Origin of the sequence: Methyloversatilis sp. RAC08, assembly GCF_001713355.1 — a bacterium.
In the GTDB taxonomy this organism is placed as follows: Bacteria; Pseudomonadota; Gammaproteobacteria; order Burkholderiales; family Rhodocyclaceae; genus Methyloversatilis.
Genome location: NZ_CP016448.1, coordinates 3,022,668 through 3,040,174 on the forward strand (window position 1 = coordinate 3,022,668; position 17,507 = coordinate 3,040,174).

Annotated in this window: 13 protein-coding genes; 4 read left to right on the forward strand and 9 right to left on the reverse strand. The window is 66.0% G+C overall.

From position 1 onward, the window contains the following. Positions 1 to 100: 100 nt before the first annotated feature. The 9 genes from BSY238_RS13870 to BSY238_RS13910 all read right to left on the reverse strand — a co-directional run bounded on the left by BSY238_RS13870 (position 101) and on the right by BSY238_RS13910 (position 10,395). Positions 101 to 490 carry a c-type cytochrome gene (locus BSY238_RS13870; protein ID WP_069040697.1) on the reverse strand — a complete coding sequence of 130 codons (390 nt, stop codon included), beginning with the start codon at positions 488 to 490 and terminating at the stop codon, positions 101 to 103. 143 nt (positions 491 to 633) lie between these two features. Continuing rightward, positions 634 to 2,424, reverse strand: a complete 1,791-nt coding sequence (locus tag BSY238_RS13875) for a methanol/ethanol family PQQ-dependent dehydrogenase (protein ID WP_069040698.1) — start codon at positions 2,422 to 2,424, stop codon at positions 634 to 636. A gap of 436 nt (positions 2,425 to 2,860) precedes the next feature. Further along, positions 2,861 to 4,663 carry a methanol/ethanol family PQQ-dependent dehydrogenase gene (locus BSY238_RS13880; protein WP_069039660.1) on the reverse strand — a complete coding sequence of 601 codons (1,803 nt, stop codon included), beginning with the start codon at positions 4,661 to 4,663 and terminating at the stop codon, positions 2,861 to 2,863. A gap of 309 nt (positions 4,664 to 4,972) precedes the next feature. Next, positions 4,973 to 5,956: a VWA domain-containing protein gene (locus BSY238_RS13885; protein ID WP_069039661.1), complete on the reverse strand. Its 984-nt coding sequence runs from the start codon at positions 5,954 to 5,956 to the stop codon at positions 4,973 to 4,975. Then, positions 5,953 to 6,492: an MxaK protein gene (locus tag BSY238_RS13890; protein WP_069039662.1), complete on the reverse strand. Its 540-nt coding sequence runs from the start codon at positions 6,490 to 6,492 to the stop codon at positions 5,953 to 5,955. Before BSY238_RS13890 ends, BSY238_RS13885 begins: the two co-directional genes overlap by 4 nt. Continuing rightward, on the reverse strand, positions 6,489 to 7,538 hold the full coding sequence (locus tag BSY238_RS13895; RefSeq protein WP_069039663.1) for a vWA domain-containing protein: 1,050 nt from the start codon (positions 7,536 to 7,538) through the stop codon (positions 6,489 to 6,491). Before BSY238_RS13895 ends, BSY238_RS13890 begins: the two co-directional genes overlap by 4 nt. After that, positions 7,535 to 8,497 (reverse strand): nonribosomal peptide synthetase MxaA, encoded by a 963-nt coding sequence (locus BSY238_RS13900; RefSeq protein WP_069039664.1) that lies wholly within the window; start codon positions 8,495 to 8,497, stop codon positions 7,535 to 7,537. The genes BSY238_RS13895 and BSY238_RS13900 overlap by 4 nt, the downstream gene beginning before the upstream one ends. A gap of 1 nt (position 8,498) precedes the next feature. Then, entirely contained in the window at positions 8,499 to 9,350 is an 852-nt protein-coding gene (locus BSY238_RS13905) for a DUF58 domain-containing protein (RefSeq protein ID WP_069039665.1), read from the reverse strand. A 25-nt stretch (positions 9,351 to 9,375) separates the two neighbouring features. Further along, positions 9,376 to 10,395 carry an AAA family ATPase gene (locus tag BSY238_RS13910; RefSeq protein ID WP_069039666.1) on the reverse strand — a complete coding sequence of 340 codons (1,020 nt, stop codon included), beginning with the start codon at positions 10,393 to 10,395 and terminating at the stop codon, positions 9,376 to 9,378. 248 nt (positions 10,396 to 10,643) lie between these two features. Between BSY238_RS13910 and msrA the strand changes: the two genes are divergently transcribed. From msrA to BSY238_RS13930, 4 genes are read left to right on the forward strand one after another with little or no spacing between them, the layout of a single operon-like run. Next, entirely contained in the window at positions 10,644 to 11,198 is a 555-nt protein-coding gene (msrA, locus tag BSY238_RS13915) for a peptide-methionine (S)-S-oxide reductase MsrA (RefSeq protein ID WP_150124017.1), read from the forward strand. A gap of 55 nt (positions 11,199 to 11,253) precedes the next feature. After that, on the forward strand, positions 11,254 to 11,598 hold the full coding sequence (locus BSY238_RS13920) for an FKBP-type peptidyl-prolyl cis-trans isomerase (RefSeq protein ID WP_069039668.1): 345 nt from the start codon (positions 11,254 to 11,256) through the stop codon (positions 11,596 to 11,598). Then, positions 11,599 to 13,431, forward strand: a complete 1,833-nt coding sequence (locus BSY238_RS13925; protein ID WP_223300144.1) for an autotransporter assembly complex protein TamA — start codon at positions 11,599 to 11,601, stop codon at positions 13,429 to 13,431. Next, positions 13,431 to 17,435 carry a translocation/assembly module TamB domain-containing protein gene (locus tag BSY238_RS13930; RefSeq protein ID WP_069039669.1) on the forward strand — a complete coding sequence of 1,335 codons (4,005 nt, stop codon included), beginning with the start codon at positions 13,431 to 13,433 and terminating at the stop codon, positions 17,433 to 17,435. The genes BSY238_RS13925 and BSY238_RS13930 overlap by 1 nt, the downstream gene beginning before the upstream one ends. The last annotated feature ends 72 nt before the right edge of the window (positions 17,436 to 17,507 follow it).

The window sequence follows — 17,507 nt, forward strand, 5'->3', positions numbered from 1 at the left end:
ACCCTTGCTGGGCAATGAAGCCCGGGCTCTGCTTGAATTCTTGTTCCGTGCGTCTCACACGGGAACGGGTGTGACAGTGCGCCCGCGGTTTTGTTTTCGCTCAGTCCATCTTTTCGATGCGGCCGGGCCGGATCGCCCCATCGGAACGACCTTTCAGGTAAGCGTACAGGCCGTCGAGATTGTCCATGACCTGCCTTGAACCATCGAAGTTGGGCATGCCGCGCTCCACGCGACCCTTGGTCACGACTGCCTTGAAGTCGTCGCGCCCGAGTGTCTTGAGGCTGACGATCAGCGAAGGCCCCACCATGCCTTCCTGATTCGGGCCATGGCAGCGTTCGCACGCCGCGTTGCGCCACGCGCGCCAGCCTGCCAGCGTGGCGTCATCCACCTTGTTGCCGCCCTGCACCTGATAGGGCGTTGTCTGTGCCGTCGCCATGTGAGCCGAAGTCATCAGCATCAGCATGACTGCCTGCATGAACTGCTTTCTCATCATTCTCCCCTGGTTTGCCGGGTGCTCACGACACCTGTCGCACGCATTTTGCGGACAAAAAAAGACTGGCACCGGCGTTTCCGCACGGTGCCAGTCCGGGGACCTTGCGGAAAGCGCAGCTGCGCTTTCCGCTCAACGCACGATTACGGCAGTGCGAAGACAGTCATCGTGCCGCCCAGCTCGGTGTAGCTCGAGAGTTCGGCGTAACCACCCACGGCGCCCAGACCATCGGTCGGCTTTTCGAGACCGGCTGCGAGGCCGATGCCGGCCCAACCGCCGATACCCGACAGGATACCGATGTACTGCTTGCCCTTGAATTCCCAGGTCGTCACGTTGCCGATGATGCCCGACGGGGTCTTGAACTTGTACAGTTCCTTGTTGATATCGTCGGCATCGACGCACTTGAGGTAACCCTCGAGCGTGCCGTAGCAGGCGATGCCACCGGCGGTGACCAGCGAACCCGACCAGACCGAGAACTTCTCCGGCTTGGACTGGACGATCTTGCCCTTGCCTGCGTCCCAGGTGATGAAGTTGCCCATGCCGCCGTGGCTGCCCGGGGCCGGGTACATCGACAGGGTGGCGCCGACGTACGGCTGACCGGCGGTGTATTCAACACGGAACGGCTCGTAGTCCATGCAGACGTGGTTCGTCGGCACGTAGAACAGGCCATTCTTCGGGTTGAACGAAGCGGGCTGCTGGTCCTTCGAACCCAGAGCGGCCGGGCAGATGCCCTTGCTGTTCACATCTTCGCCGTTCTGACGGGTCGAGTACTTGGCAACCACTTGCGGACGACCGGTGTTCATGTCGACGTGGGTGGCCCAGTTCACCTTCGGGTCAAACTTTTCAGCAGTCAGCAGCTCGCCGGTCACACGGTCCATCGTGTAGCCGAAGCCGTTGCGGTCGAAGTGAACCGCAACCTTGCGCTTCTTGCCCTTGACGTCCACGTCGGCCAGGATGACTTCATTGATGCCGTCGAAGTCCCACTCGTCGTGCGGGGTCATCTGGTACACCCAGCGCGTCATGCCGGTATCGACATCACGTGCAAACAGGGTCATCGACCACTTGTTGTCACCCGGGCGCTGCGACGGGTTCCAGGTCGAGGGGTTGCCCGAACCGTAGTACATCAGGTTTTCCTGCGGGTCGTACGAGTACCAGCCCCAGGTCGTGCCGCCACCGATCTTCCACTGGTCGCCCTGCCAGGTCTTCAGCGACGAGTCCTTGCCAACCGGCGCCATCTTGCCGTTGGTCCAGGTCATCGTCTTGTCCGGATCGATCAGCATTTCTGCGTCGGGACCCGTGCTGTAGCCCTTCCAGACCTGCTTGCCGGTGTTGATGTCGTAAGCAGCCACGAAGCCGCGGACGCCGAATTCACCGCCGGAAATACCGGTGATGACCTTGTCCTTGAACACGTGCGGGGCGTTCGTATTGGTGGCGCCAACCTTCGGATCGCCATTCTTGACCGACCACAGCACCTTGCCCGACTTGGAGTCGAGGGCGACGAGCGTGGTGTCGGCCTGCTGCAGGAACACCTTGCCTTCGGCGTAGGCGAGACCACGATTGACGGTGTCGCAGCACATCACCGGGATCACTGACGGATCCTGCTTCGGCTCGTACTTCCACTTGATCTTCTGGGTTTCCAGATCGATCGCGAACACCTTGTTGGGGAAGGGCGAGTGTACGAACAGCGTGTCACCGATCACCAGCGGGCCACCTTCATGACCGCGCAGCACGCCGGTCGAGAAAGTCCATGCAACCTTGAGGTCTTTGACGTTTTTCTTGTTGATTTGATTCAGGGTGCTGTAGCGCTGGTTTTCGAAGTTGCCGGCTTGCATGGCCCAGTTCTTCGGGTCCTTGATCAGCTTGGCGACATCGGCGTTGGCCAATGCGGTGCCCGGGATGGCAAGTGCGGCGACCCACAGGGGCAGTGTTTTCATCTTCATGGAAATAGGCTCCTCCTCATTCCGACCAAAAAGCCAAAACCTCGAGTAGAAGGCTTTGGCCGCTATTCCCGGCGACGTCCATAAGTAGCACTGAGCGTCGGGGTAATGAAGATATAGCACACGATTTTTGAACAGCGGGAAGTTTTCCCCGCGTTGTTCTAAAATTTTAAACTTGACAAAGTGATTAAAAATCGCTCCATGTTGTAAATATTGGCTTCTGCGGTGGTTGGTGGCATCGGCTGTGGCGCGCTGCAACATGGAGAAAATCGCTGCATGTTGCACTGCGCAACGTGGGCGGAGCAGTGAGTTACGCAGGTTTTCGGCGCACCAGGGAGGTGCCTCAAGCGAAAACCGGCACCGGCGTGTCCGCACTGTGCCGGTCCGGTAGGCCTGCGGAAAGCGCAAGCTGCGCTTTCCGCTCAACGCACGATTACGGCAGTGCGAAGACAGTCATCGTGCCGCCCAGCTCGGTGTAGGAAGCCAGTTCGGCGTAACCACCCACGGCGCCCAGACCATCGGTCGGCTTTTCGAGACCGGCTGCGAGGCCGATGCCGGCCCAACCGCCGATACCCGACAGGATGCCGATGTACTGCTTGCCCTTGAATTCCCAGGTCGTCACGTTGCCGATGATGCCCGACGGGGTCTTGAACTTGTACAGTTCCTTGTTGATATCGTCGGCATCGACGCACTTGAGGTAGCCCTCGAGCGTGCCGTAGCAGGCGATGCCACCGGCCGTGACCAGCGAACCCGACCAGACCGAGAACTTCTCCGGCTTGGACTGGACGATCTTGCCCTTGCCTGCGTCCCAGGTGATGAAGTTGCCCATGCCGCCGTGGCTGCCCGGGGCCGGGTACATCGACAGGGTGGCGCCGACGTACGGCTGACCGGCGGTGTATTCAACACGGAACGGCTCGTAGTCCATGCAGACGTGGTTCGTCGGCACGTAGAACAGGCCATTCTTCGGGTTGAACGAAGCGGGCTGCTGGTCCTTCGAACCCAGAGCGGCCGGGCAGATGCCTTTGCTGTTCACATCTTCGCCGTTCAGCCGGGTCGAGTACTTGGCCACGACCTGCGGGCGGCCGGTCTTCATGTCCACGTGCGTGGCCCAATTGACCTTCGGGTCGAATTTCTCGGCCACGAGCAGTTCGCCGGTCACGCGATCCAGCGTGTAGCCGAATCCATTGCGGTCGAAGTGCACCAGTGACTTGCGCTTCTTGCCCTTCACATCGATGTCGGCAAGGATCATTTCATTGACGCCGTCGAAGTCCCACTCGTCGTGCGGGGTCATCTGGTACACCCAGCGCGTCATGCCGGTATCGACGTCGCGTGCCCAGATGGTCATCGACCACTTGTTGTCACCCGGGCGCTGGGTCGGGTTCCAGGTCGAGGGGTTGCCCGAACCGTAGTACATCAGGTTTTCGGCCTGATCATACGAATACCAGCCCCAGGTCGAACCGCCACCGATCTTCCACTGGTCGCCCTGCCAGCTCTTCAGCGACGAGTCCTTGCCCACCGGCGCCATCTTGCCGTCGGTCCAGGTCATCGTCTTTTCCGGGTCCATCAGCATTTCGGCGTCGGGGCCGGTGCTGTAGCCCTTCCACACCATCTTGCCGGTGTTGATGTCGTAGGCTGCCACGAAGCCGCGGACGCCGAATTCACCGCCGGAAATGCCTGTGATCACCTTGTCCTTGAACACGTGCGGTGCCTGGGTATTCGTTTCGCCGATCTTCGGGTTGCCGTTCTTGACCGACCACAGAACCTTGCCGGTCCTGGCGTCCATGGCCACGAGCGTGGTGTCGGCCTGCTGCAGGAACACCTTGCCTTCGGCGTAGGCGAGACCACGATTGACGGTGTCGCAGCACATCACCGGGATCACTGACGGATCCTGCTTCGGCTCGTACTTCCACTTGATCTTCTGGGTTTCCAGATCGATCGCGAACACCTTGTTGGGGAAGGGTGAGTGCACGAACAGCGTGTCGCCGATGACCAGCGGGCCGCCTTCGTGACCGCGCAGCACGCCGGTCGAGAAGGTCCAGGCAACCTTCAGGTCCTTCACATTCTTCTTGTTGATCTGATTCAGCGTGCTGTAGCGCTGGTTTTCGAAGTTGCCGGCCTGCATGGCCCAGTTCTTCGGGTCCTTGATCAGCTTGGCGACATCGGCGTTGGCCAGGGCGGTCCCCGGAATCGCGAGTGCGGCCACCCACAGCGGCACTTGCCTGAACTTGTTGGACATTGGCTTCTCCTTGTTGCCATGTATTAACCGGGGCGTTTTGCAGAACGAACTGCAACCGCCGGCCCGAGAGGTCATAAGTGGCTCGCCTCCATCGGGTTATGGGTTTTATAGCATGGCAAACTGCAACGGCAGGAGATTCTCCCCGGGGCGGGCAAGCCTTCTCCCGTCGATCGGGAATCCTTCCCTGGCAATGGGATTAGGTATTCCCGGATTGGTCCGGGCATTCGCCGGAAGCAGCTGGCGGCCCGGCCTCACAGACCGACGGTTGCACAATGCATCACCGCTTGACGACGCGGTGAACCGGCTCCGTCAGGCGCCAGGGCGCAGTAGGCGCAGATCGGGTCGATAGGCCCAGGCGAGGCACAGCAGGCCGAGCAGTGCCGGCACCCAGCCCAGTTCCGTGGGCACCGATTGCTGACGCGCGAAAGCCGGATCGACCAGCGCACTCGCCAGATCGTCAGGCGATGCAAGCGCCTCGTAACGCATGCCGGTCTGGGTCGCCAGGTCGCGCAGGTGGGCGCCTTTCAGGTTCGACAGGTGCTCGGTACCGCTGGCCTGAGTGCTTTCGATCGCCAGACCGGAATCGTCGACCATGGTCTCCTGCGCCGCGCTGCTGCTGCCGCTGCGCGAGGCCGTATTGCTCTGCACGACTTCGTCGGCCTTCCAGTAGCCGAGTGGCCGGCCATCGAGGTCCAGCTTCGGAATCGGGCTCAGCGTGGCGCCACCGGTGCCGACGATGAGGCCTTTCACCAGTCCCGGTTCGCCGTCGAAGGACGGGCGCATTTTCGGGTTCAGCGGCGGTGCCTCGTGACCGTCGGTCACGAACACCAGCGAAGGCGGCTGTTCCATGTCGCGCAATGCGCGTATCGATGAAAACAGCCCCTTCGACACCTCGCTGGCACCGGCCCAAGACATCTGGCCATCTATATTGGCGAGCGTTGCCAGCAGTTCGTGGTAGTTGCTGCACACTTCGACCGGTGTCATCAGCGCCAGCAGGCGGTACTCCGAGAACACACCCCAGCCGATGCGCGAACCGCAGGGCAGGGTGCGCAGCGACTGGCCGAGACTGTGCTTGGCATAGTCGAGCCGGTTGACCGGCTTGCCGTCGAGTTCGTAATCCCGCGTATTCATGCTCTGCGTGATGTCCAGCACCACCATGTGGTGATAGCTGGGGCCGGGCAGCGGCAGCGGCGGCAGTACGGCAGCCACCGCAAACAGCAGTGCCGCAAGACTGAGCGGCAGCGCGTGCGCGCTGCGCGCGCGGGCCAGCAGCACAGCGGGCGAAAACATCATGGCAGCCCCAGCGTGAAGGCCTTCATGGTCGTCACCGCGCGCTCGCTGTTCTGCGGCAGCGGCGGCGCCTCGGTCAGCACCTCTTCGCGTTCGGGCGCGAGGCGCAATGTGCGTTCGAGGTTGTACTTCGTGTCCCAGTGGTTCGGATTGCGCTGCAGCAATTCGCGATAGCTGGTCTTGGCCAGTTCGGCCAGCGGCAGCGAACGGCCGATTTCGTCCGGACCGTACTTCAGCGCCTCGCGCAGATGAAGGTTCCCGAGGTTGTACAGAACGGCTTCCAGCAGCGCACCCTCGGTCGTGCGCGACAGCGTCTTGTAGGCGCGCACGGCACCTTCGTAGTCGTTGCGCTCGGCCAGCGACAGTGCGCGGGCGAATTCCGCTTCCGGCGTGTCCTGTGTGGCCGCGGCATCGACGGCCGTGGTGAGCAGACGGTTGAAGTCGCGCGCCTGCGACAGCCGGTAGGCTTCGTAGGCCGAAAACAGCAGGCTCGACGCGAGCAGGATGACGAGCGCAGTGCCCGCCTGACGGAGTTTCATGATGGAAGGTCCTGTGTCCAGGCCGGTTTCGTCAGCAGGCGACTGGCCAGCGCGAGGGCGCCGGCCAGCAGAGCCAGAGCGAAGAACCAGGCCGAGAAATCGCGGCGCGGAATGCGTTCTGCGTAGTCGAGCGGCAGGTTCTGCTGGCGGTCGACCTCGGCCACCGCCAGCTTGACCGCTTCCGGGTCTTCGGCTTCGAAAGCCTGATAGGGTACGCCGGTCGATTTCAGGAAGGCGTGCAGCGCCGCCTCCGGCATGTTGCCGTCGTCCGGGTCGCCGTCCAGTCCCTGGCTGAGGGCCGAGCGGATGAATACCCAATACACCGCCACCCGGTTCTTGTTCAGCGCGCGGGTGATGCGTTCGCGCATGTCGGGATCGACCTGGGCGGCGCCGTCCGATACCAGCAGCAGGATGCGGCTGCCCGAGTAGGCGCGCCGCTCGAATTGTTCGGCGCCTGCCAGCAGGGCGCGACCGATGTCGGTTTCCGACAGGCCGCGGCCGATGCCGCCGGCTTCGATCGCCGCCTGCACCACGTCGCCATGCTGTGTGAACGACACTACTGCCATCGGCGTCGAGCTGAACAGCAGCAGCGCGTAGCGGTCTTCCGGTCGCCGTTGTGCGAAATCGCTGAGCAGCCGGCGCGCCACCTTGCCCTTCGATTCATGCGAAGAGTCGATGACCGGCTGCCGGCCCTTGGGCACCAGCGGTTCGTCCATGCTGCGGCTGCGGTCGAGCACGATGGCGATTTCGGCGCCGCGGCCGGTGCGTTGCAGCTCGGTCGCAGGCTGGCCGATGCCGGCCACACCCAGGATGGCGGCCAGCATGGCGAGCGCGGCTGCAATGCGGCCGCCGCGCAGCAGCGCATCGCCCAGCCCATCGCGTGGCAGCCAGTCGATGCAGGCGTAATCGAGGGTGTGGCGACGACGTGGCCACAGCGGCAGCAGGGCCAGCGGCAGCGCGAGCAGCCACAGTGGCGACGCAAATTCGAGTCCGCCGAACAGGCCGCCAAGGAGGCTGCCGAACAGACCATTCACCGCATCGTTCATGCGAGCGCCTGCCGTTCGAGCCTGGCCACGCGTGCGCACAGCGCAGCCGGTTCCTGTCCGTCGACCGGGTGGTCGGCAAAGAAGCGCTTCTGCGAGGCCTCGAAGAAGCGTTCGAGCTCGGACTGCAGCGGCGCCAGCCACGGCGCGCGGGCGAGCAGGGACGCGAGGTTGTGACTGCGCACGACCTGACCGGCTGTTTCATCGAGCGCGCGGTGCATGCGTTGCCAGATCGCGGTCGATCCCGGGTCGAGGTGGCGCATGTCACGCGCGGCACGCGTGAAGGGCAGGCTGTTGCGCGCGCGCAGCTGGCGCAGCACGTACAGCGCCAGCCAGGCGGCTGCCAGCGCGGCGGCCGCGTACAGCGCGAAGTGCAGTCGCCGCTCCAGCGGCGCGGTGTCGATGCGCGGCGCCCCGGCGTCCGGCCGCATTTCCTCCAGACCGGCACGCGCCAGCACGACAGTTGGCGTCAGCGGCGCTACGGTCACCGGCAGCACGCCGGTTTCCAGACGCACGCCGGGTGTTTTCGTCGCGAGGTCGAGCGCCGGCAGGTCGATCGCGCGCAATTCGTCCGGCACATTGATGATCTGGTAGTCGATGACCAGCCAGCGCCGGCCGGCGGCATCGCGTTCGATGCGCACGTCGCGCCGCTGAAACCAGTTGCCGACCCGTTCCAGCTCGGGCAACGCCTCGGGTTCCAGCTGGCGACCTTCATGGTCAAGCGCGATGCGCTGCGTGATCACGTCGCCGATGACATGGCCGAACGGCCGCAGCGGCTGCACATCGGGTGCGATCGACAGCGCAGCGGCCTGGGGGGCTGCCGGCGGAGCGTCCTGCACGGCCTCCTGAGCCGCTGCCTGAGCCGGCGCAGCAGCGTCCTGCGCATGGCAGGGCCCCAGCGTCAGCAGCGCCAGTGCCGCGCCAATGCTGAGCAGGCGCAGTCTCCAGTAGGTGGGTTGCATGTCAGACAGCCTCGAAAAAATAGCGCGACAGCGCGTCCGCATCGAACGCGCCCGTCATGTAGAAAGGGCGCATGCCGCGGTCGGCGAACATTTTCTGCAGGTCGGCCCGGCGCTGCGCGAAAGCGTCCTTCCAGCGCCGGCGGATGACCGGTCGCAGCCACAGCCCGCGTCGGCGACCGGTTTCGATGTCGCGCAGTGCAAGCAGGCCGTCTCCGTCCGGCGCCTGCGGTTCCACTTCGTCCCAGATGACCAGCGGTACTACGTGAGCATGCGACAGCAGGTCGAACGCCTTGCCCAGTTCGGGCAGCGGCGCGTGGAAGTCGGATGCCACGAACACCAGCGCCTGCCGTCCGGCGATGCGCATGCAGGCTTCGGCCAGCCCGGCGCTCGACGGCTGGTCGGCACGGCTGCGCAGCAGCGCCTCGGCAATCATCAGGCCGGCGCCGCGCGAGCGCATGGGCGCCAGCATCAGGTCGGTGCGTTCGGTGCGGTCGAATGCCAGCAGGCCGAGCGCGTCGCCCATCCAGAAACTCGAATCGCCGAGCGAGCGGGCGAATTCTGCCAGCCGTTCCAGCTTGGTGGCGGTCGAGCCGAATGCCATCGATGCCGATACGTCGGCCACCAGATAGACCGGAATGCCGGCGCGCTGGCGCGTCACCCGCACCAGCCAGCGCTGTTCCGGGTCGCGCACGCTGGCGCGCAGGTCGAGCCGGCGCGGGTCCGGCCGGTCGAACAGCGTCTGGTGGGCGATGAATTCCTGCCCGCTGCCCGCCGTCACGCTGCGATGCGCGCCCGGCCGCTGCCCGCCAATGCGTCGCGGCATGCGGTAGTGGAAGTCTTTTGGAGCGTTCATGGTGCCGGTCTTGCCCGCTGCCCGATCAGGGTGTGGCGACCCGTTCCAGCATTTGCGACACCAGTGCATCGGCCAGTTCGGCGCGGCGCAGTTCATAGACCGGCGTGAAGAACACGCGATGTACCAAGGTAGACGGCAGCACGGCGCGCATGTCTTCCGGCGTCAGGTAGTCGCGGCCGTCCATCCAGGCCACGACGCGTGCGGCGCGCATCAGCATGCCCATGCCGCGCGGGCTGGCGCCGGCCAGGATCAGGCGCGACATGTCGACGCCGTCGATCTGCAGCCCGTACTTCACCGGGTCGCTGGTGGCGGCCCAGATGTCCATCGCGTAGCGCTGCAGCGCGTCGGTCGCGGTCACCGAACGCTGGATCGCCGCGCCGATGGTGTTCATCTGCATCCAGTCGACGACGCCCGGCGTCACCGTGTCGATCAGTGCGTCGGTGTCGTGGAAGCGCGGGTCGAACACCAGCGCGCGGCGCGTGTCATCGTCCGACGGGGTCAGCATGCGCAGTTCGAACATGAAGCGGTCGCGTGCGGCCGAAGCGAGCTCGAAGGTTTCCTCACGCTCGACGCGGTTGCGGTCGGCGAACACCGTCATGTGCGGAAAGCTGTACTCGCGGTTGAACGCCGATAGCGTGCGTTCGGCCATCGCCCGCAGCAGCAGCGACTGCACCTGCGGGCGGGCACGGTTGATCTCATTGAAGAAGAACGTCGTGAGTCGCTCGCCGTGCCGGAGCAGCGGGCCCGGCTCGATGCGTGGCTTGCCCTCGTTGTCGACATAGGTGTGGTAGACGAGGTCGTTGGGCATCAGGTCGACCGTGCCCTCTACGCGTTCGAAATCACCGCCGATGGCGCGGGCAAATGCACGCAGCACCGTGGTCTTGCCGACGCCGACATCGCCTTCGAGCAGCACGTGGCCGCGAGCGAAAAGCGCCACATTGATCAGACGCAGGGTGTCGTCCTGGCCGACGATGGCGCGACGTACCTCTTCTTCAACGCGCAGCGCAAGGCCGCGCCAGTCCTGCAAGGCTTCCTGGGAGAGCATCAACTTGGGTTCCGGCGACGTTTATGGATGGGTGATTTGCCCCGAACGATACAAGGTTTGCCGATGAGACGCATGTTGCAGCGCGCCGGACAAGTGCTTCGCAAACGGCGCGTGGCCTCCTGATACATGCGGATACCGACCGCTGCGCGGCCCGGCTGAACCTCGGTACCTGCTGTGGGTCGATCCATGGTCAGGCAACTGCCCGACGGCGGAATTGCCACACGGCGCACGCTCTGGAGGATCCGATGATGAATGCCGTACCGACCGAAACCGCCCTGCTGGGCGGCGGCTGTTTCTGGTGCCTGGAGGCGGTGTTCAACCGCGTCGAAGGCGTGATCGAGGTCGAACCGGGGTATGCCGGCGGTCCGGTGCCGAACCCGACTTACGAGCAGGTGTGCGGCGGTCGGACCGGCCACGCAGAAGTGCTGCGCATTTCGTTCGATACGTCGATCATCGGTTTCGCCGAATTGCTCGAGGTGTTTTTCGCGCTGCATGATCCGACGACCGAAAACCGTCAGGGCAACGATGTCGGCACCCAGTACCGATCGGTGGTCTTCTGCCGTGACGGCGTGCAGGCGGCCACCGCCCGCAATGTGATCGCGCAGCTGACCGCTGCGCAGCGCTTTGCCGCGCCCATCGTCACCCGGGTGGAAGGCGACGTGACGTTCTGGCCGGCCGAGCCCTATCACTTCAACTACTACGATCACAATCCGCTGCAGCCCTACTGCATGGCCGTCGTGGCACCGAAGATCGACCGCTTGCGCCGGCTGTTCGCAACCCGCGTCAAGACCCAACTGCGGTGACCGGCGCGTCAGCCGGGTAAACTGCGTCCTTTCAATTCATTCAACGGAACGAAAAATGTCTGCCATCACCACCGAAAGCGGTCTCGTCATCGAAGACATCACCCCGGGCAGCGGCGCCGAAGCAGTCGCCGGCCAGCGGGTCAGCGTGCATTACACCGGCTGGTTGACCGACGGCAAGAAGTTCGATTCGAGCAAGGATCGCAAGCAGCCCTTCGGCTTCAATCTTGGCGCGGGCCAGGTCATCGGCGGCTGGGATGAAGGCGTGGTGGGCATGAAGGAAGGCGGCGTGCGCAAGCTGACCATTCCGCCGCACCTGGGCTACGGTGCGCGCGGTGCCGGCGGTGTCATCCCGCCGAACGCCACCCTGGTTTTCGAGGTCGAGCTGTTGAGCGCAGGCTGATTGCGCAGGCTTCTGCAACTGCGCGGCCAGTTCATGCGCTGGCCGCTCGCGGGCTTTTTCTGTCTGTCCGTCTGCCTGTCGCCGGTCGTTGCTGCCGAGCCAGCAATTGATGATGCGGCAGTGGCCGACGACAGGTTGGACATCGTGCTGGACGACAGCTTGCCTGTTGCGGATTTCGGTCGTCTGCCACTGCGTCCGAACGCGCTGCCGGACGCGGTGAACGACATGCTCGAACGTCACGCGCGCGCGCTGGTGCTGCGCGAGGCGCTGACCGACGAACGCGCGCAGCGCCGGCTGCTGCGCCGGTTGCGGCGCGAGGTGACCGAACTGCTGTCGACAGAAGGCTATTTCACGCCGACGGTCGAAATCGACGGTGACCCTCCGGCGCTGGCGATCGAGCCGGGGCCGCGCGCGGTCATCGGCCGCGTCGACATCGAGTTCGAGGGCGCAGTGGCGGAAGCCGATGCCGAACGCGCAGAGCGGCGTGACGAGCTTCGTCGCAGCTGGCGGCTGGCAGTCGGACAGCCTTTCCGTCAGTCCGATTGGTCATCGGCCAAGCAGAACCTGCTCGACGCGTTGACGTCGAACGACTACGCCGCCGGTGCGCTCATCGACAGCCAGGCCGAAGTGGATGCGGCCGCTGCCCGGGTCGACCTGCGGCTGCGGCTCGACAGCGGTCCGGCCTTTCGTTTCGGCGATATCGAGGCGACCGGGCTGGCGCTGCACGACCTCGATCTGGTGCGCCGCTATTCGACCGTGCGCGCCGGCGACCCGTATTCCACCGACGCCCTGCTGGCGTTCGAGCGCGCGCTGCTGTCGTCGCCCTATTTCGGCTCGGCGCAGATCAGCGTCGATCGCGATCCGGCCGCGGCCGCGGCAACACCGGTGCGCGTGGCGGTGGCCGAAGCCAGTTCGCGCCGACTGTCCTTCGGCGCCGGCCTGAGCAGCAACACCGGCTACCGCGCCGAGGTGGGCTGGTCGGACAACAACCTGTTCAAGCGCTCATGGCTGTTCAATACCGCCGTGCGTCTCGAACAGCTGCGCCAGATCGCCTTTGCCGACGTGCTGCTGCCGCCGGCCGCCGATGGCTATCGCGACAGTTTCGGCGCGCTGGCCGAAAACGCCGACATTCAGGACCTGGTGACCAAGCGCGTCGGCATCGGCGCGGTACGCGCACGCATCCGCGGCAACATCGAAATCCGCCATTCGATCAGCCTGCAGCGTGAGCAGCGCGAAATCGACGGGTTTGTCACGAGCACGCAGAAGTCGCTGGCACTGAACACCTCCTGGACCTGGCGCGAGGTCGATGACCCGTTCGATCCGCGCAGCGGCTGGGTACTCAATGCGCAGGTCGGCGGCGGTGTCGAAGGCCTGCTGTCCGACACCAATTTCCTGCGTACCTATATGAAGGCGCAGTGGTTCATACCGGTCGGCGAGCGCGACCAGATCATCCTGCGTGGCGAAGCCGGCCTGACCAGCGGCAAGGCCGACGCGCTGCCGCAGGACTTCCTGTTCCGGGCCGGCGGCTCGAATTCGGTGCGCGGCTACGACTACCTGAAGCTTGGCGTGCGCGAAGGCAACGCCATCGTCGGCGGCCGCGTGCTTGGCGTGCTCAGCGCCGAGTACGTGCACTGGTGGTCGCATCAATGGGGCAGCGCCGTGTTTGTCGACGCCGGTGACGCCACCGACAGTCGCAAGGATTTCGAATTCGCCTACGGTGCCGGTGCCGGCGTGCGCTGGCGCTCGCCAGCCGGCCCGATCGCGTTCGACATTGCCTACGGCGAACGTGAACAGACCTGGCGGCCGCACTTTTCGCTGGCCATTGCCTTCTGATGAACGCGCCCGATCACGCCCCGCAACCCGTCACGCCGCGCCGCAGCCTGCGCGCACGCAGCCGCGTGCGCGGCACCGGCATCGCACTGACCGACGTCGCGCTGATCGCGCTGCCCTTTCTGCTGCTGTACTGGCTGCTGACGACTGCCGGCGGCCTGCGCACCATCGCGGCCGGTGCGCAGTGGGCGGTGCCCGCACTGCAGTCGGTCAAGGTCGAGTCCGGCAGCCTGTGGACGGCGCCGCGGCTGGCTGAAGTGATCTACGACGATGGCACGCTGCGCGCCGAGGTCAGGGCGCTGGCGCTCGACTGGGCGCCGGCGGCGGCGCTGTTCGATCGCCGGCTCGACATCGCGCGCCTGTCGGCGGGGGATGTGCGCGTTGCCACTGCATCCAGCGATGCGCCGCCGACCACGCCGACCAGCCTCGCCCTGCCGCTCGCGCTGAAGGCACGGGTCGACATCGCGCGCATCGTGCTCGCCGATTACGCCGCGCCGACCGTCGACGGCATCTTGCTGACCGACGTGACGGCGGCCATCGATTCGGATGGCGTGACGCACCGGCTGGACGAGGTCGCGGTGACCACGCCCTGGGGCGCGCTGACCGGTGCGCTTGCGCTGGTCGGCGAAGCGCCGTTCGCGCTGTCCGGCGAACTCGCTTTCAGCGGTCCGGACTACTCGGCGACCGCCGCGCTGGGCGGCACGCTGGTCGACGGCGCCACCGCCGCGCTGCGCGCCCAGGGCTTCGGACTGTCCGGCCAGGCCGACGTCAGCGCCCGGCCGTTCATCGAACAGCCGCTGACCGCACTCAGGCTGGCGCTCGACGAATTCGATCCGCAGCGCCTGAATGCCGCCGCTCCGGCCGGTCGCTGGACGGTCGAGGCGGATCTGCAGTCGCGCGGCGGTGCTGACCTCGCGCTGACCGGACCGCTGACGGCGCGCAATCGCGAACCCGGTCGCATCGACCAGAGCCGGGTGCCGGTGCTTGCGTTGTCGGCGCAGGTCGAGGCGAGCCCGACACAGGTCGATCTGCGCGACCTGCTGATCGAGCTGTCCGGCGGTGGCGACATCCGCGGCACGGCTGGATGGCGTGCCGAGGGCGATCTGCCGGTGCACGCGGCGCTGGTGTTGCGCGATGTGGATACCGCCGCGCTGCATGGGCAGGGTCTGGCGACGAAGCTGGGCGGACGCATCGACATCAGCGCGTCGGACGAGCGCCAGCAGTTCGATCTTGCGCTGACCGACCGCGGCGCCAGCCGCATCGCACTCGACGCGCGCGGCGATGTGGCGCAGCAACTGCTCACGCTGGAACGGGCCCGGGTATCGGCGCGCGGTGCCGAATCGACGCTGGCCGGCACGCTGAAGCTGGACGACACGCTCGCCTTCCGGCTGGCCGGTGAATTGCAGAAATTCGACCCGTCTGCGTTCGCCCGCGTGCCGGGGGCCAGCCTGTCGGCGAAGTTATCCGCCGGCGGTCAGCTGAAGCCGCAGATCGACGCGCAACTGGCGCTCGACTTCGCGCCCAGCACGTTGATGGGCGAGGCACTGACCGGCGCGGTCAAGGGCCGGCTGCAGGGCCGGCGGCTGTCCGGGATCGACATCGCACTCGACTGGGCCGGCAACCGGCTGGTGGCGCAGGGCGCGTTCGGCGGCCGCGCCGGCAAGGCGGACGACGTGCTTGACTGGTCGCTGGACGCGCAGCGTCTGGCGCCGCTGCGCGCGCTCACCGGGCTGGATCTGGCCGGTCGCATCTCCGGCAGCGGGCGCCTCGCCGGTACGCTGGACGCGCCTTTCGGCACGCTGACACTGGCTGCGCGCGCACTCAGGCTGGGTGAGCTGGGCAGCGTGGCCAGCGCCGACGTCGGCGCCGAACTCGCGCCCGGTGCCGACGGGCGCATCACCTTGAAGCTGGTGGCGAGCGATCTGCGCAGCCCGTCCGCACCGGCACCCATCGAGGCGGTACGGCTGGACATAGATGGCACGCGGGCCGCACATCGCCTGTCGGCCAGCGTGAAACTCGCCGATCAGCCGGCGGAACGTGGCGACGCGCCGCTGCGCCAGTCGCTCGACCTGGCAGCGCGGGGCGCACTGGATCCGTCAGGCAAGGGCCCGTCCTGGTCAGGTCGCATCGATCAGCTGGTGCTGGTGCTGTCACCCGAACTGACTGCCACGCTGGTTCGCCCGGCGTCGCTGTCGGCGTCTGCAGAGCGCGTGGTCCTCGACGATGCGACGCTTGCGCTGACCGGCGGCGGCGAACTGGTGCTCGCGCGCACGCTGTGGACGCCGGAGCGCCTCGACGCCAGCGGCCGCATGCGCGGCTTTCCGCTGCGCCTCGTCTGGCGCGACCGCGAAGCCGGCATCGCCGTGCGTGCGCCGCTGAAGCTGGGTGCCGACTGGGCGGTCGGTGCCGCGCTGACCGGTGACGAAGGGTTGAGCGGCCGCGTTGCCGTGTTCCGCGAAAGCGGCAACGCGGTCGTTTCGGGTGAAGGCCGGGTCGAACTTGCTTTCAATGAGGCACGCGCGCAGATCGATTTTTCCGGCCAGTCGGCCGCGGTCACGGCCCGCATCGCGGGTCCGGACGTCGGCCAGCTGCAGGCTGCGGTGCGCGTGCCGCTGCGCCGCGACGGCAGCCTGTGGCTGCCCGACATCGACGCACAGACCACCGGTGAGGCCACGCTCGAGGTACCGACGCTGAACTGGATCGGTCGCGCGCTGCGGCTTGACATGACAACCGCCGGCAGCCTGAAGGCCGACGTGAAGATGGCAGGCCGGCTGCGTGCGCCGGAGTTGTCGGGGCGCATCGATGGTGACGGGCTGACGTTCCGGCTGGCCGACGAAGGCCTGCGGCTGGAGCGTGGCAGCCTGCGTGCGCAGTTCGCCGGTGACCGGCTGAATCTCGACAGCTTGAGCTTCGAAAGCGCCAACGCGCGCGCGCCGGCCGATCCACGCTTGAATGCCGCGGCGTTGACCAAGGAGCCGGGCCGGCTGTCCGCACGCGGCACGGTTGACCTGGCCACGGCGGCAGCCGACATCGCGATCGAGGTGCGCCGCTTCGTGCCGCTGCAAGGGGGTGAGCAGTGGCTCATGCTGTCCGGTGACGGCAGCGTGCGCGGCTCGGCAAAGACTGGCATTGCGCTGCAGCTGGCGCTGACGGCCGACGCCGGGCTGTTTGCCGTGCCGGAAGAGTCGCCGCCCACGCTCGGCGACGACGTGGTGATGAAAGGTCGCAACGGCGGCGGCGCAAGCGGCCCGCCGCTGGCGCTGCAGATCAACGTCGATCTGGGCGAGCGCCTCTATTTCAAGGGACGCGGGCTCGATACGCGGCTGGCCGGCCAGCTGGCGCTGCGCGATCAGGGTCGCGGCATCAGCGCCACCGGCAATATCCGCACGGTCGGGGGACGCTACCGCGCCTATGGCCAGAATCTCGATATCGAGCGCGGCGTGGTGAGCTTCCAGGGGTCGCTGGCCAATCCGGGGCTGAACGTGCGCGCCATCCGGCCGAACCTGCCGGTGCAGGCCGGCGTGGAAGTGAGCGGCACCGTGCAGCGGCCGCGCGTGCGACTGGTATCCGACAGTGCGATGCCGGACTCCGAAAAGCTGTCGTGGATCGTCCTCGGGCGCGGCCAGGAAACTGCCCGCGGCTCGGATCTGTCGCTGCTGGCGACCGCCGCCGGCGCGCTGCTGGGCGGCGAGGGCGAGGGCATCACCGGATCGCTGGCCCAGGCGCTCGGTCTGGACCAGATCGCCCTGACCCAGAGTTCGATCGCCAGCGGTCCGCGCAGTCAGGTGGTCAGCAGTTCGCAGCGCAGCAGCACGACAGTCGGTGGCCAGGTGGTCAGCGTCGGCAAGCGGCTGACGAACAATGCGCTGCTGTCCTACGAACAGGGCGTGGCCGGCGCGACCAGTGTGGTCAAGCTGACCTGGACGCTGACCCGCCATCTCGCGCTGATCGGCAGCACCGGTACCGAACAGGCGGTCGATGTGCGTTACGTCTTTTCGTTCAAGTGACGGTTGCCCACCCTTGAGCAGCAACACTGCATCGAAGTGGGTAATGTACGATTTATTAACGTGTGATCTAAA